Below are 21,642 nucleotides of genomic sequence, written 5' to 3' on the forward strand. Positions count from 1 at the left end.
GTCCGCGCCCCCTCCCCTACCGCCGCCGAAGTCTCTAGGCTCGGGACTTCACCGACAGTCGAAGGACACCCATCATGCGCCGCGCCTTGATCGTCGTCGACGTGCAGAACGACTTCTGCGAAGGGGGCAGCCTCGCGGTGGCCGGCGGCGCCGACGTGGCCGCCGCGATCACCGAGCTGATCGGGCAGGCCCCCGCCGGGTACCGGCACGTCGTGGCCACCCGGGACCACCACATCGCGCCCGGCGGCCACTTCGCCGACAACCCCGACTACGTCGACTCATGGCCGGCGCACTGCGTCGCGGGCACCGAGGGCGTGGGCTTCCACCCGAACTTCGCCCCGGCGGTCGCCTCGGGCTCCATCGACGCCGTCTTCGACAAAGGCGCCTACTCGGCCGCGTACAGCGGTTTCGAGGGGACCGACGAGAACGGCGTGACGCTGGGCGACTGGCTGCGGGCGCGGGAGATCGACGAGGTGGACGTCGTCGGGATCGCCGCCGACCACTGCGTGAAGGCCACCGCGCTGGACGCGGCGCGCGAGGGTTTCCGCACCCAGGTGCTGCTGGAGCTGACCGCCGGGGTGGCCCAGGAGACCACCGAACGGGCGATCGAGGAGCTGCGGGCGGCGGGCGTGGAGCTGACCGGCAAGCCGGTGGTGCAGTAGCCCGCCCGGCTCACGGCTGCGCCGCCGGCCGCTTCAGCAGGGACCTGATCGGACGCCACAGCTCGGGGACGCCCGCCACCGCGTGGACGGTGTGGTCGGGGGCCGTGCGCCAGACGAGGCCGTCGGGGTGGTGCAGCACGGCGGTGATCTCGTCCGGGGTCGGCGGGGCCGCGTTGCCCCGCAGGTAGACGGCGCGCAGGCCCAGGTTGCGCAGCCTGGTCAGGGCGCGGGCGCGGTTCTGGGCGAGGACGAGGACGCGCACGCCGGCGGCGGCCTGGGCGGTGGGGCTGGGCAGGTTCAGCGCCACCACCACGCTGCCGTTCGGCAGTTTGCAGAACCCTCCTGCGGCCATGCGGTCACACCCCCGTACGTATCGCCGCCGCCGGGACCGGCGCCGGGGCCGTCTCGGGGACTGTCAATAAGAGAAGCACAGGACGCACCTAAACACGATCGGCGGCGACCCGCCAGTGGGTCGCCGCCGAAACGCTTCTGACCTGCTAAAACTCCGCTTACTTCGCGGACGGTCCGACGCGGACCGTGATCGTCTGGCCGTTCGCGGGCTCGCTGACGATCCGGATCGAGGTGTTGGTGTCAGTGACCTTGACGCCGGCCTGCGGGTTCGACGCGTCGTAGTAGCTGGACTTGCCGTCGTCGAAGACCGGGACGCCCGGGCGGGACGGGATCTTCGTGGCGACGTCGGCGTTGTGCAGCGTGATCGCGTCGGTCGGGAAGGTGCTGAAGGTGGCGTCGAAGGACTGGACGCGGTTGCGCATCAGGGTGCCGTCGGTCCACTTCAGCGGGGTCGGGTGGGAGTCGATCGGGAGGATCAGGCCCGCACCCGGGTGCTGGCTGGTGTTGTCGTCGGCCTGGGAGGTGTCCCACTTCCAGATCAGCAGACCGTTCTGGTACGCGTAGTGCTCGACCCACTCCGGACGGGTCTTGGAGAAGCCGTAGTTGTACGGGCCGACCTTGAGGGTCGTGTCGTACGAGACGTACTGGCGGTTCTCCGCGATGTAGTACTGCGCGTAGTCGTCCGTGATGGCCGAGCCGATGCGGCTGAAGCCGTTCGCGGTCCAGGCGGCGTCGGCGGCCTCGGCGTTGTCGGAGAACAGCGTCGCGCCGTCGGCGGTCACCGTGATCTGGTCGGCCGTGAAGCCCTTCTGGGCCACGCCGCCGTCGGTGGCGTAGCGGAAGCGCAGGCCGATCTTCTTGCCGGCGTAGGCGTCCAGCGGGAACGTCAGCTTCTGGTAGGCGTCGACCGTGCCGGTGAGGGCGGGCTTGCCGCTGCCGTCACGCGGGATGGCGGTGCCGTCGGCCAGCTTGCCGTCGACGGGCGTCCAGTTGGCGCCGTCGGTGGAGACCTCGACGTAGGCGAAGTCGTAGTCCTTCTCGGTGTCCCACCAGGCGTCCAGGGACAGGGAGGCGGAGGACTTGCCGGTGAGGTCGACCGAGCGGGTCAGGGTGTTGCGCAGGTCGTTGCCGCTGCCGCTCCACCACTGGCGGGTGCCCTGGGCGGGGGCGACCACGGGAGTGGTGACCGTCTTGTTCGGCAGTTCGACGATCAGGGCCTGGGCGTTCTTGGTGTTGTACTCCGCGACGCCCAGCTTGTGACGGGACTTGACGCCGGCCTTGGCGACCTCGTAGTCCAGCCAGCCGAGCTGGAGCTTGTCCCAGGCGTTCATGTCGCCGGGCAGGTCGCCGATGGAGTTCTTGCCGGTGCCGAGCCAGGAACCGGAGGACATCAGCGTCCAGAAGCCGGTGGAGTTCTCACCGGAGCCGGAGGTGTCGTACTCGTCGGGCAGGCCGAGGTCGTGGCCGTACTCGTGGGCGAAGACGCCCAGTCCGCCGTTCTCCGGCTGGATGGTGTAGTCGCCGACCCAGACGCCGGTGTCGCCGATCTCGGTGCCGCCGAGCTTGTTGGTGTCGGGGCCGCTGGAGCCGGCGTCGGTGCCGAAGGCGTACCAGCGGTGGGCCCAGATGGCGTCCTCGCCCTGGGCGCCGCCGCCCGCGGACTCGTCCTCGCCGGCGTGCACGATCTGGAAGTGGTCGATGTAGCCGTCGGACTCGTTGAAGTCGCCGTCGCCGTCGAAGTCGTAGCGGTCCCACTGGTCGTACTCGGCGAGCTCGGCCTTGATCTCGGCGGCGGTGTCGCCGGCGGCCTCACGCTGGGCGACCCAGGCGTTGACGCCGTCCTGCACCGCGTACCAGGCGCCGGTGGTGGCGGCGTTGGAGCCGTAACGGGCCTCGTTGTAGGGAACCTTGACCCAGTCGGTGACCTCGCCGTCGACCGAGTAGCGGCCCGAGGACTGCTTCTCGTAGTACTTCTTCAGCGACTCGGTGCCCGGGCCGGTGCCGAAGTACAGGTCCTGGAAGTGCTTGCGGTCGTAGTCCGCCTGCCAGGCCGTGCTGTTGTTCTTGGCCGGGTCCGGCTTCGCTATCTTGTTGTGCAGCGGGCCGGGGGTGCCGCCGTAGCGGCTGTCGACCTGGTCGCCGAACTCGACGAGGATCGTGAAGATCTTGTCGGTCTTCTCGCGGCCCAGCTCGACGTACTTGGGGTCGCCCTTGCGGCTCGCCAGCTGCACGACCTTCGAGCCGTCGCGGTCCTTGACCGCGGCCTCGCCGGATATGACCTGCTCCAGCGCCTCCTTGCGCTGGGCCTCCTGCCTCGCGCTCAGCGGCCCGTCGAAGTCGTGCTCGTGAGCCTTGGCCGGCTGCGGGTCCTTGCGGTCCGCCGCCGGTGCCTTCGCCGGCGCGCCGTCGGCGGCCTGGGCCACGGCGAACGTCGAGAACGTCGCCGAGGCCGCCGCGAGGGCGACGACCGTGGCGGCCGTCCGGAACGTCCAGGATCTGCTAGTCACTTGATTCCTCCCACTCACGCGTCCAGCAGCGCGGAAGAGGGTTCCATGTCAAGGGAAGTCCGCGCGCGGTTATACGCGTGTAGTCAAGTGACGTCATTTGACTACTGGTTCACCAGAAAAGACAGACCTTGACTTGGACAGGTCAACTGCATTATTAGGAGGCCGGGTTCGCATTGCGGACAGGTGGCGGTCACTCGACGGGCGCGTGGACCCGTCCGCAGGTCGGACGTCATGACTCCGTGCGCCCCCTGTGCACCGGCACCGTGGGTCAGCTCACGCTTACCGCTCGTTCCGCTCGGGCATGCAGGCGAATAGAGTCGAGATCGCCCCCGCCTTCCGAGGACACGATTGCCATGCCTCGTCCGACTGTCGCACAGCTCACGTACGGTTCCTGCACCGTCGTCCTCTCGACGCTCGCCATGTTGCTGCTGTCGCAGACGAGTTCGGGCCCGGCCGTCGCGGTCATCGCCGTCGCCGCGGTCGCGCTCGGCGTGCTCGTCGCGATGACGGTGCCGGCGCCCCGGCGCACCCCGGTGATCGTGGCACGCTCCGCCACGGAGGAGCCGGCGGTCGCGTCGGTCGCCGCCGCGGCGCACGAGGCCGTCCGGGAGCCGTCGGCGCGCTGAGCGCCCAGGCGCTCGTCACCGCACCGGTTTCCCCCGACGATCCGTCAGGTGGTCTCTCGTCAGGTGACGTTGACCTCCACCGTCTTGGCGGCCTTGTCGTGCAGACCCTGCTTGTACGGCTTGTCGAAGTAGCTCCAGCCGCCGCAGATCGCCGTCCACAGACAGGCGCAGCAGAACGCGAACGGCAGCCACAGCACCAGCGCGCGGATCAGCGAGGTCTGCATGGAGGGCGTGGAGCCGTTGTCGAGGTTGGCCACGCGCATCCCCAGCCACTTCTTGCCGAGGGTCTGCCCGGACCTGGCGATCATGAAGGTGTCGTAGGCGATGTAGAGGACTGCGGCCACCAGGGACTGTGCGAGCGACTTGCCGACCTCGACGCGGGAGCTGTCCACGTCGTACTCGTTGACACCGAAGCCCCAGGTCAGCAGCCAGACGACGATGGCCACGAGGATCATGTCGATGATCCGGGCGAGGGTGCGCTTGCCGCTGTCGGCGAGCGGCGGCATGCCGGCGAGGGGGTCGGCGGGGTAGCCGCCGTAGGGGTCGCCCGGGCCTCCCCCGTAGGGACCGCCACCGTGAGGACCGCCGCCGTAGGGGCCGCCGGGGCCGCCCCCGTAGGGGCCGCCCGGGTCACCCGCGCCGTACGGCGGAGGCTGCCGGCCTCCGGGGGGCGGGGGCTGGCCGCCCTGGCCGCCCTGCGCGTCCTGCCCGCCGCCCTGCCCCTGACCGTACGGGGGCTGCTGCGGGGGCTGCTTCCTGAACGGGTCGTCCTCCGGCGGCTCGCCGCCGGAACCGGGGGGCGGTTCGGTCGTCATGGCCCGAGTCGACCGCGAACCCCAAGACTTCGCATCCGGCGAGCGGCCGTCCGGAGTACGGCATTCCCCGAGCGGCGTAGGGACCTAGCCAGGACCTGTCTGACAAATCCCCGTCGTCCGCCCGAAGGGCGGGCTCTGCGGCGTCTGGTGCGTGCGACCGCAAGGCGCCGGAGCGCCCGCGTGGCGGAGTCACGTGGGCGGTTCGGCAACGCGGCGAGCGTGCGTGCCAGACGCCGCAGAGCAGGCGGGGATTTGTCAGACAGGCCCTAAGGGGTCGTCAGCCCGCCACGAAGGTGTGTGCCGCCTTGTCGTGCCAGCACTGGCGCCACGGGCGGTCGAACACGCACCACAGGACGCCCAGGACGCCGACGGCGAGCAGACCGGGCACGCTGTAGACGAGCCAGCGGCGCAGGGCCGCCCCGAAGGTCGGCGGCTCACCGCCCTCGATGTCCCGCACTTCGAGACCGAGCAGTTTCTTGCCCAGGGTGCGGCCCCACTTGGCGGTCGGCAGCGCCTCGTACAGGACGCCGAAGACCAGCAGCACGGCCAGGACGATGCCGAGGTACACCGACGTGGTGCCGTCCAGGAGCCAGACGGTGACGGTCTCGCCGGAGAGCTTCGCCGCGTCGATCTTGTCGTTGACGTGCTCGACGGCCCTCGTGACCAGCGGGACGGCGGCCGCCGCGGTGACACCGCCCACGACGAGTGTGTCGACGAACCGGGCGACCAGCCGCTTGCCGAGCCCGGCGGGGCGCGCGGACGCCTGGCGCCGGGCGGCCGCCTGGAACACGTCGTCGACCGGCGGCTTCCAGGGCGCGACGGGCTGGTCGTCCCCGCCGCCCGCCAGCTGGTGCACCTGCTGCGCCCAGGAGTGCTGGCCACCGCCGGGACCGGCACTGACGGGGGCCGCGGGGGCCACGGCGGCGGGCTGGGGCTGACTTGGCTGCGGGCCGGGTTGGGCGGGGACGGCCGGGGCCGCCTGGGGGACGGGAGCGGGCGGGGCGGGAGCCGGCGCGGGCTGAGACGTCTGGAGTGCTGCGGCCTGGGGCGCGGGGGCGGCGGGGGCGGCAGGAGTGGTGGGCGCCGCGGGCCCGGCCGGCTGGGCGGGCGCCGGCCGGCCGGGGATCGCCTGGGCCGGTCCCGGTGGGGCGGGGATCTGCTGGGCCGCGGGGGCCGCCTGGGCCGCGTCGACTCCGGGACTTCCGGCGGAGGCGGGCTGCCCGGCGGAGGCCGGAGCGGGGACCCCTGACACGCTCCCGGCGCCCGCGGGCCCACCGGATCCGGCCGCGCCGACGGGGCCCTGGAGACCGAGGACAGGGGGTCCGGCCGCGGCCGGCGAGGCCGTGCTCCCCGGTTGCGCGCCGGGTGCCCCGGACGCGTCGGACGTGCGCGGGGACGGCGCACGGAACGTCATGGTGCCGGGGTCGCCGCCGGGGCCGCCTGCGTCGGACGGGGCGGTCCCGGGGGGCGGCCCGGCAGCCGGGCGGCGGAAGACGAACGTGCCGTCGGAGGCGACGTCACCGGAGGCGGAGTCGGGGCCGGGCGCCTCTCCGGGCTCGGCCGCCCCCACCCGCGGATCGGGCCCCTGCGGGGAGCCCCAGGACACCCTGCGGTCCTGCTCCCCGCCGAAGCCCGACTGGTGGGAGCGGTCGGCGCCCCACGCGGACGAGGGCTCGGACCGGCCACCGTACTGCTGGTCCGCCGGCAGCGGGTCCTCGTCGAAGAAGTGCGGCCCGGTCTCCTCGACCGAGGCGGCCGAGGAGACCGACGCGGCGGGCGCGCCGGACGGGCCGGGAGCCGGCGGGGACGCGGGCCCGGACGGGGACGGGGGCATGAGCGGTTCACCGCCGGAAGGCGCCGGCCGGCTGGTGCCCGGCACCCAGGAGGAGCCGTTCCAGTACCGGACGTAGCCAGGGATGGACGGGTCCGGGTAGTACCCCTCGCGGGGCCTGTCGTCGCCGGGTGCCGGGGAGGGGGCGCTCATGTCCGTCGTCCCGTATCTGCTCGGGGGTGTGATGGGGGCCTCCACATCTATCAGACGAGCGCAAGCCCCACCGCCAGTCCCGCCGGACCCACCCCTATACGGGCAACCCCGTGCACACGCTTCACACGTTCGGACCGTCGGCGAAAGAACTTCTCCGATCCGGCGTAATGCCGCCGTCGTGAGCCGCTCTCCCTTCCGTACGGATGCGTACCGAGAGGAGAACGACATGCGACCCACCGTGGTGGAACGCGAGCTGGAGCTCGGCCTCGTGCTGTCACCGGAGCTCAGCGTCCCGGTGCCGGCCCGGCTCGGCTACCGCAGCGACGATCCCTTCGCCGTGCACCTGACCTTCCACATCCACTCCGAGCGCCCCGTGCACTGGACGTTCGCCCGCGAACTCATGGTCGAGGGCGTGTTCCGGCCGTGCGGGCAGGCGGACGTACGGGTGTGGCCGACGAAGGCGGACGGGCGCGGCGTCGTGATGATGGCGTTGAGCTCGCCCGCAGGGGACGCCCTGCTGGAGGCGCCCGCCGAGCAGGTGACGGCCTGGCTGGAGCGGACGCTGCGGGCGGTGCCGCCGGGGACCGAGGCGGCCCGGCTCGGCCTCGACGACGCCCTGACCGAGCTGTTCGCCCCGGCATGGGACGACCTGTGGCTGTGCGACCAGTGGCTGAGCGAGCCCGGGCCGGGCTCCGGGGCCGGGCCGTCGTCGGACGAGCCGCGCGACGGGGCCTGAAGCGACGGGCGGGAACCCGCCGCCGGACCCCGTACAGGCGTACGTCAGAACAGCTTGCCGGGGTTGAGGATGCCCAGCGGGTCGAAGACCTGTTTGACGGCCCGCTGCATCTCCATGCCCACGGGGCCGATCTCGCGCGCCAGCCACTCCTTCTTCAGCACGCCCACCCCGTGCTCGCCGGTGATCGTGCCGCCCAGTTCCAGCCCCAGGGCCATGATCTCGTCGAAGGACTCGCGGGCGCGGCGGCACTCGTCGGGGTCCTGGGCGTCGAAGCAGACCGTCGGATGGGTGTTGCCGTCCCCCGCGTGGGCGACGACGCCGATGGTGAGCGCGTACTTCTCGGCGATGCGCTCGACGCCGTCGATCATCTCGCCGAGCCGGGAGCGGGGCACGCACACGTCGTCGATCATCGTCGTGCCCTTGACGGCCTCCAGGGCGACGAGGGCGGAGCGGCGCGCCTTGAGGAGCAGTTCGGACTCGGCGGCGTCCTCGGCCGGGACGACGGAGGTGGCGCCCGCGGCCTCGCACAGCGCTCCGAGGGCGGCGAGGTCGGCGGCCGGGTCGGGGGTGTCGAACGCGGCGAGCAGGAGAGCCTCGGTTGTCTGCGGGAGGCCCATGCGGGTGAGCTCGTTGACGGCCTGGACGGTCGTACGGTCCATCAGTTCGAGGAGGGAGGGGAGGTGGCCGCCGGCCATGATCCGGCAGACGGCGTCGCAGGCGGCGGCCCCCGACGGGAACTCGGCGGCGAGGACGAGCTGCCGGGGCGGCCGCGGCTTCAGCGCGAGGACGGCGCGGACGACGACGCCGAGCGAGCCCTCGGAGCCGACGAAGAGGCGGGTGAGGTCGTAGCCGGCGACGCCCTTGGCGGTGCGCCGGCCGGTGGTCATCAGCCGGCCGTCGGCGAGGACGACGTCGAGGCCGATGACGTACTCGGCGGTCACGCCGTACTTCACACAGCACAGGCCGCCGGAGGCGGTGCCGATGTTGCCGCCGATCGTGCAGGTCTCCCAGCTGGAGGGGTCGGGCGGGTAGTACAGGCCGTGCTCGCCGACGGCGCGGGAGAGCACGGCGTTGACGACGCCCGGCTCGACGACGGCGATCCGGTCGACGGGGTCGATCTCCAGGATGCGGTCCATCTTGACGAGGGAGAGCACGACGCAGCCGTCACAGGCGTTGGCCGCGCCGGACAGCCCGGTGCGGGCGCCCTGCGGGACGACGGGGACGCGCAGCTCGGTGGCGGTGCGCAGGACGTGCTGGACCTGCTCGACGGTGCGCGGCTGCACGACGACGGCCGGGGCGCCGGCCGGGCAGAAGCTCGCCATGTCGTGGGCGTACGAGGCCATGACGTCCGGGTCGGTGTGGACCGCCTCCGCGGGCAGGCCCTCGAGAAGCCGGTCGAGGAGGTTGCCGGTCGCTTCGTCACGGGGAGCTTCGATACGGCTCATGATCACAGAGTCGCACCCGGGGCCATCGGTGTGAACCCCGGCTGCGGCACCCGGCGGATGCTCCGGCCGCGCCCTGGCCCTGACGCACAGTGAGCGCCATGGACGAACGCGCCAGGGAGACGACGACACCGAGGACGACGGGACCGACGACGGCGGGGGCGGGGGACGAGCGCTCGGGGGCCGGTGGGGCGGGGGGCGAGGGGGCCGACGCGCGTGGGCGGCACGCGCGCGGGTGGCGGCGGCGGCTGGCCTGGGGGCTGGCCCTGGGCGCGGTCGTGGGAGGCGCCGGGGTGGGCGGGGCGATGATGTGGTCGCAAGGGGAGGCTCCCCGGGGGCCGGCGGTCGTGCCGGCGCCGGGCGCGCGGGCGCAGGCGGCCGTGCGCGGCGGGGTCGCCGCGGCGCTGCCCGAGCTGGCCGAGCTGATCGCCGAGCACGAGGCCCGCCTACGGAGCCGTCCGCACGACGCCCGCGGCTGGGCGGTCCTCGGCGCGGCCTACGTGGAGCAGGGCCGCCGCACCGCCGACGCCGCCGTGCTCTACCCCAAGGCCGACCGGGCCCTGCGCGCCTCGCTGAAGGCGCGCCCCCGCGGCAACGCCGAGGCCCTCGTCGGCCTGGCCGCCCTCGCCAACGCACGCCGCGACTTCCGCGCCGCCCTCGAGCAGGGCGAGGCCGCGCGCAAGGCCGCGCCGAAGCAGTGGACGGCGTACCCGCAGCTCATCGACGCCTACACCGGCCTGGGCGAGTACAAGAAGGCACAGGCGACGCTGGATCAGCTGAAGAAACTGCACTCCGGGCCGGCGGTGAAAGCGTGGGCGGCGGGCGTCTACCGGGACCGCGGCTGGCGTGAGGACGCGGCGGCCGCGCTGTCCGACGCGGTGGCGGGGGCGGCCTCGCCCGCCGAGCAGGCGGCCTGGCTGGAGCGGGCGGGGCAGCTGTCCTGGGAGCGCGGTGACCGCGAGGCGGCGCTGCGGCAGTTCCAGGAGGCCGTGCGGCTCGACCCCGACCAGCGGGCCGCGCAGGCCGGGCAGGGCCGGGCGCTGGCCGCGCTGGGCCGGGCGTCGGAGGCGCTGAGCGCCTACCGGGTGGCCCTCGCCAAGCAGCCGCTGCCGCAGTACGCGCTGGAGCTGGGCGAGTTGTACGAGTCGCTGGGGCTCTCCCAGGCGGCCCGGGTGCAGTACGACCTGCTGCGCGCGCGTGTGTCGCGGGACGAGGCGGGTGGCGTCGACCATCAGCTGGTGCTGGGCCAGTACGAGGCGGACCACGGGGACCCGGCGGCGGCGGTGGCCCGGCTGCGCGCCGAGTGGCGCCGACAGCCGGGGATCGCGGTGGCCGACGCGCTGGGCTGGGCGCTGCATCGCGCCGGCGACGACCGTGAGGCCCTGCGGTACGCCATGACGGCGACCGACAGGGTGCACGGCGGTGCGATGCGCAGCGCGCCGTACACCTACCACCTGGCCATGATCGAGCGTTCTCTCGGACGCCATGGCGCCGCCCGCCGTCATCTGACGGAGGCCCTGCGGATCAACCCCTACTTCTCCCCGCTGCACGCCCCCACGGCCCGCGCGGCCCTCACCGCCCTGGGCGAGCCGTCGATGGAGGACGTACCGGACTTCCGTCCCCCACGCGGCTGAGGGTGGGCCCTGTCAGGGCCTCACAGGTTGCCCCGCTTCGCCTGCTCCCGCTCGATCGCCTCGAACAGGGCCTTGAAGTTGCCCTTGCCGAAGCCCATGGAGCCGTGGCGTTCGATGAGTTCGAAGAACACGGTCGGCCGGTCCTGGACCGGCTTGGTGAAGATCTGCAGCAGGTAGCCGTCCTCGTCGCGGTCGGCGAGGATCTTCAGCTCGCGCAGGGTGTCCACGGGGACGCGGGTGTCGCCGACCCACTCGCCGAGGGTGTCGTAGTAGGAGTCGGGGGTGTCCAGGAACTGGACGCCGGCCGCGCGCATGGTCCGGACGGTGGCGACGATGTCGTTGGTGTTCAGCGCGATGTGCTGGACGCCGGCGCCACCGTAGAACTCCAGGTACTCGTCGATCTGGGACTTCTTCTTGGCGACGGCGGGCTCGTTGATCGGGAACTTGACCTTGAGGGTGCCGTCCGCGACGACCTTCGACATCAGGGCGCTGTACTCGGTGGCGATGTCGTCGCCCACGAACTCCTTCATGTTCGTGAAGCCCATGACGTCGTTGTAGAACGACACCCACTCGTTCATCCGGCCGAGTTCGACGTTGCCGACGCAGTGGTCGACGGCCTGGAAGGTCCGCTGGGCGGGCGGCTCGACGATCGGGGCGGCGGCGGTGAAGCCGGGCAGGTAGGGGCCGTCGTAGCCGGAGCGGTCGACGAGCGTGTGCCGGGTCTCGCCGTAGGTGGCGATCGCGGCCAGCACCACGGTGCCGTGCTCGTCCTTGAGCTCGTACGGCTCGGCGACCGAGCGGGCGCCGTGCTCGAGGGCGTACGCGTAGGCGGCGCGCGCGTCGGGGACCTCGATGGCGAGGTCGACGACGCCGTCGCCGTGCTCGGCCACGTGCCGGGCGAGGAAGTGGCCCCACTCGGTGGCGGGCTTGATCACCGAGGTCAGGACGAAACGGGCGGAGCCGTTCTCCAGGACGTAACTCGCGGTCTCGCGGCTGCCGTTCTCCGGTCCGGAGTACGCGACCAGCTTCATGCCGAAGGCGGTGGAGTAGTAGTGCGCCGCCTGCTTGGCGTTGCCCACGGCGAAGACGACCGCGTCCATTCCCTTCACCGGGAAGGGGTCGGCCTGCCGGGCGGTGTCGGGAGTGTGAGATGTGGTCTGCGTCATAGCCGAAGCGTGGCCCCGCCGGGCAAGGTGCGCAACACTTCCCCTGTCGGCCGGGCAATGTGTACAGCGACTCACCGGCTTCGGCGGGCTTTCTGTACAGGATGACCATCTCGGAGGCGGGCATGGCGATCGATCGTCTGGACGGCCGGATCATCGGGCTCCTGGCGCGCGAACCGAGGATCGGCGTGCTGGAGATGTCCCGTCGGCTGGGGGTCGCCCGGGGCACCGTGCAGGCCCGGCTGGACCGGCTCCAGTCGAACGGGGTCATCCGCGGGTTCGGGCCCGAGGTGGACCCCGCGGCCCTCGGCTACCCGGTCACCGCGTTCGCCACGCTCCAGATCCGGCAGGGTCAAGGCACCGACGTCCGGGCGCACTTGGCGGGTGTCCCGGAGGTGCTGGAGCTGCACACCACCACCGGCAGCGGGGACATGCTGTGCCGGCTGGTGGCCCGCTCCAACGCCGATCTCCAGCGGGTCATCGACCGGGTCGTCGGCTTCGACGGGATCGTCCGGGCCTCCACCGCGATCGTGATGGAGAACGCGGTTCCGCTGCGGATCATCCCGCTCGTGGAGCAGGCGGCCCGGGACCGGGAACCGTAGGGCCCGCCCGGTCAGCAGGAGGGCACCTGCCCCTTGCCCTTCTCCAGGGAGACGAGGGAGTCGACGGCGCCCTTGAGCGTCGTCACCGGGATCAGGCGCAGGCCCTCGGGCAGTTCGCTCCTGGCCTGGGAGCACTCCTCCCGCGGAACGAGGAAGACGGTGGCGCCGTCCCGGCGGGCGGCCTGCGTCTTCAGCGCGACCCCGCCGACCGCGCCGACACGTCCCTCGGCGTCGATGGTGCCGGTGCCGGCGACGGTGCGGCCCCCGGTGAGGTCGCCGCCGCTGCCGTCGCCGTTCAGCTTGTCGACGATCCCCAGGGAGAACAGCAGACCGGCGCTCGGGCCGCCGACGTCGGCGAGCGTCAGCGTGACGGTGACGTCGTCGTCGGCTCGGTGCAGATAGGTCAGCGCGGCCTCGGTCGCGGCGTCCTGGGACGCCTTCATCTGCTCGGTGTTGTGCCGCTCGATCTCCTTGGTGCTCTCCCCGCTGGGGTAGACGGCGTCGCGCGGCATCACCGCCTGGTCGGTGCGGAGCCAGCCGTCGATGACGTCACCGAGGGAGACGTGGGTGTCCGGGCTGGTCGCCTCGATGGTGGTCATCCGCAGCTGCCCGGTGGTCCGCCGCGTGGCCGCCCCCGAGATCGTGATCACCGGAGTGCCCTTGTTCTCGCCCAGCACGTTCGCCGTCATCCCCGGCTGCGCCACCGAGAACGGCAACGGCGCGAACATGGCGGCCGCGATCAGCCCGACGAGGGGCACAGCACAGCCGACGAGAACCTGAACCCGCGAAACCCGAGACAACACAGCCCCAATCTAACGTCCCGCCCCACCACGCCCGGCTACGGCATGGTCGACGTCCGCCCCAGGTCGCCGCGGGTCACGTTCACGCGACGCTCACCGCACCCTCGTCGGACACCGCCGCGCGCTAGCGCAACGCCTCCGCCACCTCACGCGCCGCGTCCATCACCCGCTGCCCCACCCGCTCCGGCACCGCATCCGTCAGCATCACCACCCCCACACTCCCCTCGACCCCCGTGACCCCCAGCAGCGGAGCGGCGGCCCCGCTGGCCCCCGCCTCCAGCTCCCCGTGTGTCAGGGTGTACCCGGGGCCCGCCCCGCCCCCCGCCCGCTGCCGCGCGGCGAGAATCGCCTTCCCGGCCGCCCCGCGGTCCAGCGGATGCCGGAACCCGGCCCGGTACGCCACGTGGTAGTCCGTCCACGTCGGCTCGACCACCGCGACGGCCAGCGCCTCCGCGCCGTCGACGAGCGTGAGATGCGCCGTCGCGCCGATGTCCTCGGCCAGCGCCCGCAGCGCCGGCAGCGCCGCCTCCCGTACCAGCGGATGCACCTGCCGGCCGAGCCGCAGCACCCCGAGCCCCACTCGGGCCCGTCCACCCAGATCACGTCGTACGAGCGCGTGCTGCTCCAGGGTGGCCAGCAACCGGTACACGACAGTCCGGTTCACACCCAGCTTGTTGGACAGCTCGGTGACGGTGAGCCCATGGTCGGTGTCGGCCAGCAGCTTCAGGACTTTCAGCCCTCTGTCGAGGGTCTGGGAGGTCTCCGCGGTCACGACGCCCACTCCTTAAGTGGTGAGGTCGGCGACCCCCGTCGCGGCGGATGCGTCACGGAGTCCCGTCAGCGACGCGCTACAGAGGCCGCCGATCGACAGATGGGCCCGGCGTGTCCGGGCCCAGTCGCTTCACGGCTGCGCTCCGCGGCGGCGCTGCCACGGGGCGTGTGCGTAGCGGGACATTAGCGAAGCAGGTTCGCTGAGCGGAAGACTTTGTCCAGAATCCGGTCAATGGCCGGTATGGATCTCCCGTGCTTTGTCCTGAAAAGACGCCCCGCCCGTGACACGGCGTCACTTCATCCGCGTCGCCCACTCCTGCACCTTGGCGATCCGCTGCCGCAGCTGCCCCGCCGTCGCCTCCGCGCTCGCCGGCCCCCCGCACACCCGCCGCAGCTCGGTGTGGATCACCCCGTGCGGCTTGCCGCTCTGGTGGACGTAGGCGCCGACCAGGTTGTTGAGCTGCCGGCGCAGCTCCATCATCTCCTTGTGCGAGACCACCGGCCGCCGCTCGGCCGGCAGCTCCAGCAGGTCGGCCTCGTCGTCCGGCTTCTTCTTGCTGTGCGCGATCTGCTTGGCCTGGCGCTTCTGGAGCAGCAACTGCACCTGCTCGGGCTCCAGCAGTCCCGGGATGCCGAGGTAGTCCTGCTCCTCCTCGCTGCCGGGGTGGGCCTGCATGCCGAACTCGGCCCCGTTGTACATGACCCGGTCGAAGACGGCCTCGGACTCCAGCGCCTCGAAGGAGAACTGCTCCTGCTCGCCGGTGTCCTCGTCCTGCTCCCGGTTCGCCTCGTCCATCTCCTTCTCGGACTCGGCGTAGGGGTCCTCGTCCTCGCCGCCCTTCTTGGGCTTGTCGAGGACGTGGTCGCGCTCGCGCTCCATCTCGTTGGCGAAGCCGAGCAGGTCGGGCACGGTGGGCAGGAACACCGAGGCGGTCTCGCCGCGCCGCCGGGACCGCACGAAACGGCCCACGGCCTGGGCGAAGAACAGCGGCGTCGAGATCGTCGTCGCGTACACGCCGACGGCGAGGCGCGGCACGTCGACGCCTTCGGACACCATGCGCACGGCGACCATCCACCGGTCGTCGCTGCCGCTGAACTCGTCGATCCGGTTGGACGCGCCCGCGTCGTCGGACAGGACGAGGGTCGCCTTGTGCCCGGTGATCTCGCGGATCAGCTTGGCGTAGGCGCGCGCCGAGTCCTGGTCGGAGGCGATGACGAGGGCGCCGGCGTCCGGGATGGCCTTGCGGACCTCGGTGAGCCGCTGGTCGGCGGCGCGCAGCACGCTCGGCATCCACTCGCCGCGCGGGTCCAGCGCCGTACGCCACGCCTGGCTGACGGCGTCCTTGGTCATCGGCTCGCCGAGCCGGGCGGCGATCTCGTCGCCGGCCTTGGTGCGCCAGCGCATGTTGCCGCTGTACGACATGAAGATCACGGGCCGGACGACGTGGTCGGCGAGCGCGTTGCCGTAGCCGTAGGTGTAGTCGGCGGCCGAGCGGCGGATGCCGTCGTTGCCCTCCTCGTACGTGACGAAGGGGATGGGGTTGGTGTCGGAGCGGAACGGCGTGCCGGTGAGCGCGAGACGGCGGGTGGCCGGCTCGAACGCCTCCAGGCAGGCCTCGCCCCAGGACTTGGAGTCGCCGGCGTGGTGGATCTCGTCGAGGATGACGAGCGTCTTGCGCTGCTCACTGCGGTTGCGGTGCAGCATCGGCCGTACGCCGACGCCCGCGTAGGTGACGGCGACGCCGTGGTAGTCCTTGCTGAGCGGGCCGGCGCTGTACTCGGGGTCCAGCCGGATGCCTATCCGCGCGGCCGCCTCCGCCCACTGCTTCTTCAGGTGCTCGGTCGGCGCGACCACGGTCACCTGCTGCACGACGTGGTGGTGCAGCAGCCAGGAGGCGAGGGTGAGCGCGAAGGTCGTCTTTCCGGCGCCGGGGGTGGCGACGGCGAGGAAGTCGCGGGGCTGCTCCTGGATGTACTTGTCCATCGCCCCCTGCTGCCAGGCGCGCAGCTTGCTGGCGGTGCCCCAGGGGGCGCGGCCGGGGAAGGCGGGAGAGAGGTGGTGCGAGGTGGAGGCGGCGGTAGTAGTCACGGTCTCCGGTTCGGGGGTCGGGCGGCTCGGCTGCTTCGCTGCGTCGGCTGTGTCTGTGCGTTCGGCTGTGTCTGTGCGTCGGCTGTGTCCGTGTGTCCGCTGCCTCGGCGTGGGGCAGCGTCCGACGACCGGCCCACCCTACCGGCGGCCCCGCGCCGCCGACGCGCGGACTGCGCCGGGGCGGGCGCGGGTGGGACACACCTCACACGCTCGTTCGGCGAGGCCGATGTCGGGACGCGACTGCGCGTCGTCGGGCGCCGGGAACGCCACGGACGACGTCTCGTGGGCGCTTGTTCCGGTGAACGAACGGACGCTTGAACACGGCGGCCGAGGGCCGGAGCACGGCCGACCCGGGTGGACCCGCGCACCGCTCAGGGGACCCGCAGCCGCGTGGTCACCCACGCCCCCACCAGCGCCACCCCCGCCATCGGCAGGAACACCGCGGCGAACGCGGCCGGGTGCGAGCCGGAGGCCTCGGTGGCCGCATGCGTGACGGTCCCGCCGCCGAGCGCCGCGAAGGCGGCCCCGCCCGCCGACAGCAGCACCACGTTGGACAGCCCGTCCGAGATCTGGAGCGCGGCGGAGTTGGTGCCGGCCTCCTCCGGGGCGGACAGCTGGAGCAGCAGCACACTGCTGGAGGAGATCACCAGCCCCATCCCGAAGCAGCCGAAGGCCCAGGCGACCGCGACGGACCAGGCCGGCACGCCGTCGATCAGCACGCTCGGCGCGGCGGCTATCGCGGCCGCCACCAGCACCATCCCCAGGGTCATCAGCCGCTCCCGGTACGGCTCCACCCGCGGCCGAGACTGCACCCAGGATCCCAGCGCCCAGGTGCCGCCGCCGGCGGCGAGCGAGAACCCGGCGAGGGTGGGGCTCAGACCCCGTTGGGTGACGAGCATCAGCGGCACGAACGACTCGGCGGCGATGAACGACCCCGCGGCGACCCCGCGCAGCAGCACGACGGACGGCAGGCCGCGGGCCGCCCGGTAGGTGCCGCGCGGCAGCAGCCCGAGGACGGCCGGCACGAGCAGCGCGACGCCCGCGAGGGCGGGCAGCGCGGATAGGGGACGCAGATCCTGCGCCGCGTACTGGAGCAGTCCGGCGCCCAGGGAGATGCCGAGGGCGAGCCGGATGCGGCGGCGGTCGAAGGAGGCGCCCCCGGCCCCGTCGACCGGCCCGGCGGCCCGTCGCCGTATCTGCGGCAGGGCGAGCGCCAGCGGGAACACGACGAGGAGGGGGATGCCGACGAACACCCACCGCCACCCGAGGTGCTCGGTCACCGCACCCGAGGCGAGCGGTCCGACGATCGACGGCACGACCCAGCTCGCCGCGAACGCCGCCATGATCGCCGGCCGCAGCCGCTCGGGGTAGGCCCGGCCGACGACGACGTACAGGGCGACGATGACCAGCCCGCCGCCGAACCCCTGCACGGCCCGCCCGAGGATGAACAGCCACATGACCCCGGCGGTGCCGGACACCATGAGCCCGGCGGCGAAGGCGGCGATCCCCGAGGTCAGCGCGCCCAGCGGCCCGCGCCGGTCGGACCACTGCCCGGCCAGCACCATCCCGAACAGGCTGGTGGTGAAGTACCCGGAGAACGCGAACGCGTAGAGCCCGACCCCGTCCAACTCCCGCGCCGCCACCGGCATCGCGGTCCCCACGGCGGTCGCCTCGAACGCGATCAGCAACACGACGGAGACGACCCCGACACTGAGCGCCCGATACGACCGCCCCAGCACGGTCTCACCGCCGGACGGCTCGGCGGCGGCAAGGGATGCGTCGGCGACATCGGTGTCGCGAGGTTCGAGGACGGCCATGCTCGCCAGAGTAAGGCCCACAACAGCAGATGACCCCTGTCGTGAGACCGTCCCGCACCTGGTCCCTTGGTCCTACTCCCTCCGCCTCATCCCCCGCTTCATGAACGGCACATGGCAACCCTGTTGCAGCCCGGCCCCACTCCTTGAGCCCACCTCCCCCGGCCCCCTACGGTCATGACACGCAGTCCAGAAGGGCGAAAGCCGGAACGAACTGCGGATCGGCCGTGTGCCCGAGTGGTTCAGGGGCTCGCCGGCACCGCACCCGACAGCGAGCTCCGCTCGCGGGGAGCCACGCGGGTTCGAACCCCGCCACGGCAGAGAGGAACAGCAGTACCCGCGACAGCAGTACCCGTACGGCCGTGTGCCCGAGTGGTTCAGGGGCTCGCCTGCAAAGCGAGTTACGTGGGTTCGAATCCCGCCACGGCCTCCAGCGCCTGACCAGGCAGAACGCAAGGGCGGCACCCCGGCGGGGTGTCGCCCTTGCGGTCGCCCGTCTCAGTTCCCGTGGTGTCGTCCGTCGTTGCGTTCGTGCAGAACGACGCGGGACAGGTGCTGATGATCCAACGGTCTGACAACGGCCGGTGGGCGCTGCCCGGCGGTGGCCACGACGTAGGCGAGTCCATCAGTGACACCGTGGTCCGCGAGGTCTGGGAAGCGATCGGAATCAAGGCGGAAGTCCTCGACATGTCCGGGCTCTACACCGACCCCGGCCACGTGATGCGGTACGACGACGGCGAAATCCCGCAGCAGTTCAGCATCTGTTTCCGCGCGCCCGGCCGGAGGCAAGGTACGCACGTGCGATGAGACGACGCAGGTCCGATGGGTCGCCTCCATCGGACCTTGCTTGTCGAGCGCCTTTTGTCACGGCGGGACGCGAGACCCCGAACCTGGTGGCAAGCGCAGACGCACTGGGGAATGGTGCCCCAGCCTCCAGACGATCATCCGTGATGCCTGCCGCGATCCGATCCTCAAGCGGCCGGCGATCCACCGCGTCCCCAGTTCTGCGTCACCTCTCCACCGAAGTGCCGGGAACGCCCTGAGCACGACACCATGTGAGACGGCGTACCCGTCCATGAGTTCCGAGACTGGCGGCAGTGCCGCCATCTCTTTGTCCTCGTCGATCTGAGTCTTCAACGCGTCCGCGATCTTCTGGAAGGTCCCCCGCAGGCTCGCTGCCTGCGACACTCGCTCTCCTTCGGCCGTATCCCATCAATGGGATACGTGTCGCACTGATCCCCCCGAGGGCCCGAGGTCCATCGCCCCCCGGAAACCTTGTTGCTCATGACCTCAGGGAGTCGGTGCCGCCCCCACGTGGCTGCAGACTCTACGAAACCGAATTCCCATTCACCACCGGAAGACCTTCGGGCACGTTTCCCACAGCATCTTCCAGATCAATTAGACAACCAGAGAAATCAGAACCCTCAAAAGATACCTGGGCACCAACGAAGTGCGCACGACTGAAATCTACCTTACCGCCGGACAGATCAGCGACGAATATTACCTCGCCACTTTCAAAAGTCGCCGTATTGAAGGAGACTTCGGCACCCGAAAATTCTGTGGTGATGAAGAAGACTCCGCTACCCGAGAACTGCGCGCCGATGAAAGAGATCTGACCGCCAGAAAATTGCGTCTCCTCGAAAATTATCTCACCGCCTGAGAACTCGGCCATCACAAAGCGAACCCGACCGCCCGAGAAAAGGGCATCACCGAAGTCAACCTGACCTCCGGAGAATTGCGCGCCGCTAAATTCGACGTCACCACCGGAAAAATGCGCGCCAGCGAAGCTGACGTGGCCACCGGAAAACTGTGCACGGGTCCAGTCGCCGCCGTCGAAGACGACATTGCTAAAGTCGAAGTCATGTCCCTGCCAGGAGCGTGGGTGGTCGCGCGGCAGGCGCAGATGGTCCCTGGTGAGTCGGATGATGGTGTGTCGCACTTCACGCAGCGCGAGGTAATCGTGCCAGGATTGCGGGTCGTTGGCTGGAAGGTCGATTTCAGCCATGTAGGGCAGACGGAGGTAAGCGCACAGAACGTCGATACAGGTCTGGCGCAAGTCGCGAGTCGGCGCATCATCGGCAAGACCAGCGAGCGCATGCACCCCGCCCAGACGCACTGCGGCGGACTCCTCGCCAAGCTGAGAAACTGCTGTGGTGAAACGCTCGGTGTGCAGCCGGGTGGATTCTCTTAGGGCCGCATCCTCGTCGACGCGCTGGCGTCGATAGGCCACGACGAGGGCGACCAAGGCCCCGGCCCCACCGACTACTCCGAAGGATAGCTTCACCAGGTCAAAAAGAGTTCCAGAATCGATGCGAGGTTCGGACTTGAGGCCATGAACTCCCAACAGGTCCCATACGGTGAAGAACACTGCGCCGGCGACGGCTAGGGCGGTCAGGAAGGTCAGGGAGAGGACTGGGCCAACAGGCCACAGGCGCAGGCCCCGACGGCGGGACAGATTCGGTCTCACATCCCTCAGGACCATCCACGAGCCCAGTCGGTTGCAGGATTCTGACTACTGAGCCGCCAGAGGCACCGATCACCCAGCGGGAGACAGAGCGCCGACCAGGTGTGGCAAGGCGGCCGTCTCCGCCGGAACGACTGGTCCCGTACGGCTGAGCGGGAGGTGCCACCCTGACGCACCGAGCGTAGACCCCCGATCCGCTGCGCCAGCAAGTGAAGGAGTGCGGCACCGGGAAGGGGTCACATACCGTCTCAGTTTCCGTCACGTTCATCTCCGTACGTGACCGCCCGAAGCCGTTCGTTCGCCCTGCCCATCTTCGAACGTGCTCGGATCAAGCCCAGCTCAACCAGAACAAACCTGCAAAACGAGCACGTGAGATCATGCGAAGAAACCCCCAGGATACTCAGAAAACGCCTCCAGGTAACCAATTTTGCATTCCGCTCTATACCCTGCGCGTATCTCAGACTCGTGGCGGCACGTAGTAAGAATTCGCTTCGACTGGCGGCCCTGCAGCTGTAGCTCTCTCGAATACATGCTGAGTGAGTGAAACGAAGTCCTGCTCTCGTCTATTCGCACTTGCGTTTGCCCAGTCGTTCCACCCTTGACCAGAAATTCGCCAGTGGCGACGTGCAACCTCGCCCCTAAAATGCGCCTCTAGCGTTAGTCGCGTAGATGCACGGGTCATTCGACCGACCAAATAGTCCGTAAGCCAAAGCCGGTAGATCAAATTACAAAACGTGTGCTGCCGTGCCTCTTGAAACGTACAGGGCTCGGGCGGCGGTTCCCAGCAATGCATGAGCGTCTCGTCGTCCAGGGCTCGGAGCATGAGCTCCTTATGCATGGATGATCGGATCTCTTCATGCATAATGCGCGTCTGTTTAGCCTGGTGCCAGATCGAGACCATCGCTCCGAGAAAAGCTGCAGCGGAGAAGATTACTGCTACTGCTCCGTAAGCCTGGCTTACCTCGCTCAACCTGCTCCAGTCCATTCCGGCGGGTGCTGCTGCGCGCAGGATAAATGGGGTCCAGGCGACGAGAGCTACGGCTCCTGTTCCGGCTGCTATCCAGAGAGTCCAATGTTTCCACGGCCTGCGATGTGGCATCTCCACCCCCGACTCGGTAGCGACTAGCAGACATCGTCTCCAGCAACGGAGCCTGCAGCAAGATGGCATAGGAGAACGAGGAA

The 21,642-nt window shown here is 70.7% G+C and carries 17 protein-coding genes, 1 tRNA gene and 1 pseudogene; 7 read left to right on the top strand and 12 right to left on the bottom strand.

The features are described 5' to 3' along the window. The first annotated feature begins 74 nt into the window (after positions 1-74). Complete coding sequence (locus ACIRS4_RS29310; protein WP_404201715.1) at positions 75-662, top strand: isochorismatase family protein; 588 nt, start codon at positions 75-77, stop codon at positions 660-662. A gap of 10 nt (positions 663-672) precedes the next feature. Here ACIRS4_RS29310 and ACIRS4_RS29315 read toward each other — a convergent pair whose 3' ends face one another. Together ACIRS4_RS29315 and ACIRS4_RS29320 are read right to left on the bottom strand one after the other, a co-directional pair. Further along, positions 673-1,014 (bottom strand): hypothetical protein, encoded by a 342-nt coding sequence (locus ACIRS4_RS29315; RefSeq protein WP_404201717.1) that lies wholly within the window; start codon positions 1,012-1,014, stop codon positions 673-675. A gap of 157 nt (positions 1,015-1,171) precedes the next feature. Beyond that, the gene (locus ACIRS4_RS29320; protein ID WP_404201719.1) at positions 1,172-3,520 is read right to left on the bottom strand and encodes an immune inhibitor A domain-containing protein; all 2,349 of its coding nucleotides are present in this window, start codon (positions 3,518-3,520) and stop codon (positions 1,172-1,174) included. Between the two features lie 353 nt (positions 3,521-3,873). Here ACIRS4_RS29320 and ACIRS4_RS29325 point away from each other — a divergent pair, with 353 nt between their 5' ends. Then, a complete protein-coding gene (locus ACIRS4_RS29325; RefSeq protein WP_404201721.1) occupies positions 3,874-4,146 on the top strand; it encodes a hypothetical protein in 273 nt (90 codons plus the stop codon). Positions 4,147-4,205: 59 nt separating this feature from the next. On the opposite strand, the gene ACIRS4_RS29330 is transcribed toward ACIRS4_RS29325, so the two are convergent. Both ACIRS4_RS29330 and ACIRS4_RS29335 read right to left on the bottom strand, forming a co-directional pair. Then, positions 4,206-4,961 (bottom strand): RDD family protein, encoded by a 756-nt coding sequence (locus tag ACIRS4_RS29330; RefSeq protein WP_404201723.1) that lies wholly within the window; start codon positions 4,959-4,961, stop codon positions 4,206-4,208. A gap of 277 nt (positions 4,962-5,238) precedes the next feature. Beyond that, a complete protein-coding gene (locus ACIRS4_RS29335; RefSeq protein WP_404201725.1) occupies positions 5,239-6,945 on the bottom strand; it encodes an RDD family protein in 1,707 nt (568 codons plus the stop codon). A gap of 226 nt (positions 6,946-7,171) precedes the next feature. On the opposite strand from ACIRS4_RS29335, the gene ACIRS4_RS29340 reads away from it, so the two are divergent. Further along, positions 7,172-7,681 carry an SsgA family sporulation/cell division regulator gene (locus ACIRS4_RS29340; RefSeq protein WP_404201727.1) on the top strand — a complete coding sequence of 170 codons (510 nt, stop codon included), beginning with the start codon at positions 7,172-7,174 and terminating at the stop codon, positions 7,679-7,681. 44 nt (positions 7,682-7,725) lie between these two features. On the opposite strand, the gene ACIRS4_RS29345 is transcribed toward ACIRS4_RS29340, so the two are convergent. Next, on the bottom strand, positions 7,726-9,132 hold the full coding sequence (locus ACIRS4_RS29345; RefSeq protein WP_404201729.1) for an FAD-binding oxidoreductase: 1,407 nt from the start codon (positions 9,130-9,132) through the stop codon (positions 7,726-7,728). Between the two features lie 92 nt (positions 9,133-9,224). On the opposite strand from ACIRS4_RS29345, the gene ACIRS4_RS29350 reads away from it, so the two are divergent. Then, the gene (locus ACIRS4_RS29350) at positions 9,225-10,757 is read left to right on the top strand and encodes a tetratricopeptide repeat protein (protein ID WP_404201731.1); all 1,533 of its coding nucleotides are present in this window, start codon (positions 9,225-9,227) and stop codon (positions 10,755-10,757) included. A gap of 20 nt (positions 10,758-10,777) precedes the next feature. Here the strand turns inward: ACIRS4_RS29350 and hppD are convergent, their stop codons facing one another. Then, entirely contained in the window at positions 10,778-11,923 is a 1,146-nt protein-coding gene (hppD, locus tag ACIRS4_RS29355; protein WP_404201733.1) for a 4-hydroxyphenylpyruvate dioxygenase, read from the bottom strand. Between the two features lie 122 nt (positions 11,924-12,045). Between hppD and ACIRS4_RS29360 the strand changes: the two genes are divergently transcribed. Further along, positions 12,046-12,522, top strand: a complete 477-nt coding sequence (locus ACIRS4_RS29360; protein WP_130436541.1) for an Lrp/AsnC family transcriptional regulator — start codon at positions 12,046-12,048, stop codon at positions 12,520-12,522. Between the two features lie 11 nt (positions 12,523-12,533). Here ACIRS4_RS29360 and ACIRS4_RS29365 read toward each other — a convergent pair whose 3' ends face one another. The 4 genes from ACIRS4_RS29365 to ACIRS4_RS29380 form a co-directional block, all read right to left on the bottom strand. Further along, entirely contained in the window at positions 12,534-13,325 is a 792-nt protein-coding gene (locus tag ACIRS4_RS29365; RefSeq protein ID WP_404201736.1) for a S16 family serine protease, read from the bottom strand. 121 nt (positions 13,326-13,446) lie between these two features. Next, the gene (locus ACIRS4_RS29370) at positions 13,447-14,094 is read right to left on the bottom strand and encodes a helix-turn-helix domain-containing protein (RefSeq protein WP_352252624.1); all 648 of its coding nucleotides are present in this window, start codon (positions 14,092-14,094) and stop codon (positions 13,447-13,449) included. 291 nt (positions 14,095-14,385) lie between these two features. Next, a complete protein-coding gene (locus ACIRS4_RS29375) occupies positions 14,386-16,182 on the bottom strand; it encodes a DEAD/DEAH box helicase (RefSeq protein ID WP_404201739.1) in 1,797 nt (598 codons plus the stop codon). 371 nt (positions 16,183-16,553) lie between these two features. Continuing rightward, positions 16,554-17,999 carry an MFS transporter gene (locus ACIRS4_RS29380; RefSeq protein ID WP_404201741.1) on the bottom strand — a complete coding sequence of 482 codons (1,446 nt, stop codon included), beginning with the start codon at positions 17,997-17,999 and terminating at the stop codon, positions 16,554-16,556. A gap of 355 nt (positions 18,000-18,354) precedes the next feature. On the opposite strand from ACIRS4_RS29380, the gene ACIRS4_RS29385 reads away from it, so the two are divergent. Both ACIRS4_RS29385 and ACIRS4_RS29390 read left to right on the top strand, forming a co-directional pair. Beyond that, positions 18,355-18,429 (top strand) — tRNA-Cys (locus tag ACIRS4_RS29385). A 41-nt stretch (positions 18,430-18,470) separates the two neighbouring features. After that, a pseudogene (locus ACIRS4_RS29390) lies at positions 18,471-18,825 on the top strand (NUDIX domain-containing protein); the annotation flags it as partial. 498 nt (positions 18,826-19,323) lie between these two features. Here the strand turns inward: ACIRS4_RS29390 and ACIRS4_RS29395 are convergent. Both ACIRS4_RS29395 and ACIRS4_RS29400 read right to left on the bottom strand, forming a co-directional pair. Further along, positions 19,324-20,463 carry a pentapeptide repeat-containing protein gene (locus ACIRS4_RS29395; protein WP_404201743.1) on the bottom strand — a complete coding sequence of 380 codons (1,140 nt, stop codon included), beginning with the start codon at positions 20,461-20,463 and terminating at the stop codon, positions 19,324-19,326. Between the two features lie 454 nt (positions 20,464-20,917). Beyond that, the gene (locus ACIRS4_RS29400) at positions 20,918-21,628 is read right to left on the bottom strand and encodes a DUF6082 family protein (protein WP_404201745.1); all 711 of its coding nucleotides are present in this window, start codon (positions 21,626-21,628) and stop codon (positions 20,918-20,920) included. Between the last annotated feature and the right edge of the window lie 14 nt (positions 21,629-21,642).

Source organism: Streptomyces sp. NPDC101166, assembly GCF_044768125.1.
In the GTDB taxonomy this organism is placed as follows: domain Bacteria; phylum Actinomycetota; class Actinomycetes; order Streptomycetales; family Streptomycetaceae; genus Streptomyces.

Excerpts from the sequence above, each read along its gene's own strand:
- hppD (WP_404201733.1), bottom strand. The coding sequence starts at position 11,923 with ATGACGCAGACCACATCTCACACTCCCGACACCGCCCGGCAGGCCGAC.
- ACIRS4_RS29335 (WP_404201725.1), bottom strand. The coding sequence starts at position 6,945 with ATGAGCGCCCCCTCCCCGGCACCCGGCGACGACAGGCCCCGCGAGGGG.
- ACIRS4_RS29400 (WP_404201745.1), bottom strand. The coding sequence starts at position 21,628 with ATGCCATCTTGCTGCAGGCTCCGTTGCTGGAGACGATGTCTGCTAGTC.
- ACIRS4_RS29340 (WP_404201727.1), top strand. The coding sequence starts at position 7,172 with ATGCGACCCACCGTGGTGGAACGCGAGCTGGAGCTCGGCCTCGTGCTG.
- ACIRS4_RS29330 (WP_404201723.1), bottom strand. The coding sequence starts at position 4,961 with ATGACGACCGAACCGCCCCCCGGTTCCGGCGGCGAGCCGCCGGAGGAC.
- ACIRS4_RS29325 (WP_404201721.1), top strand. The coding sequence starts at position 3,874 with ATGCCTCGTCCGACTGTCGCACAGCTCACGTACGGTTCCTGCACCGTC.
- ACIRS4_RS29360 (WP_130436541.1), top strand. The coding sequence starts at position 12,046 with ATGGCGATCGATCGTCTGGACGGCCGGATCATCGGGCTCCTGGCGCGC.
- ACIRS4_RS29350 (WP_404201731.1), top strand. The coding sequence starts at position 9,225 with ATGGACGAACGCGCCAGGGAGACGACGACACCGAGGACGACGGGACCG.
- ACIRS4_RS29315 (WP_404201717.1), bottom strand. The coding sequence starts at position 1,014 with ATGGCCGCAGGAGGGTTCTGCAAACTGCCGAACGGCAGCGTGGTGGTG.
- ACIRS4_RS29380 (WP_404201741.1), bottom strand. The coding sequence starts at position 17,999 with ATGGCCGTCCTCGAACCTCGCGACACCGATGTCGCCGACGCATCCCTT.
- ACIRS4_RS29310 (WP_404201715.1), top strand. The coding sequence starts at position 75 with ATGCGCCGCGCCTTGATCGTCGTCGACGTGCAGAACGACTTCTGCGAA.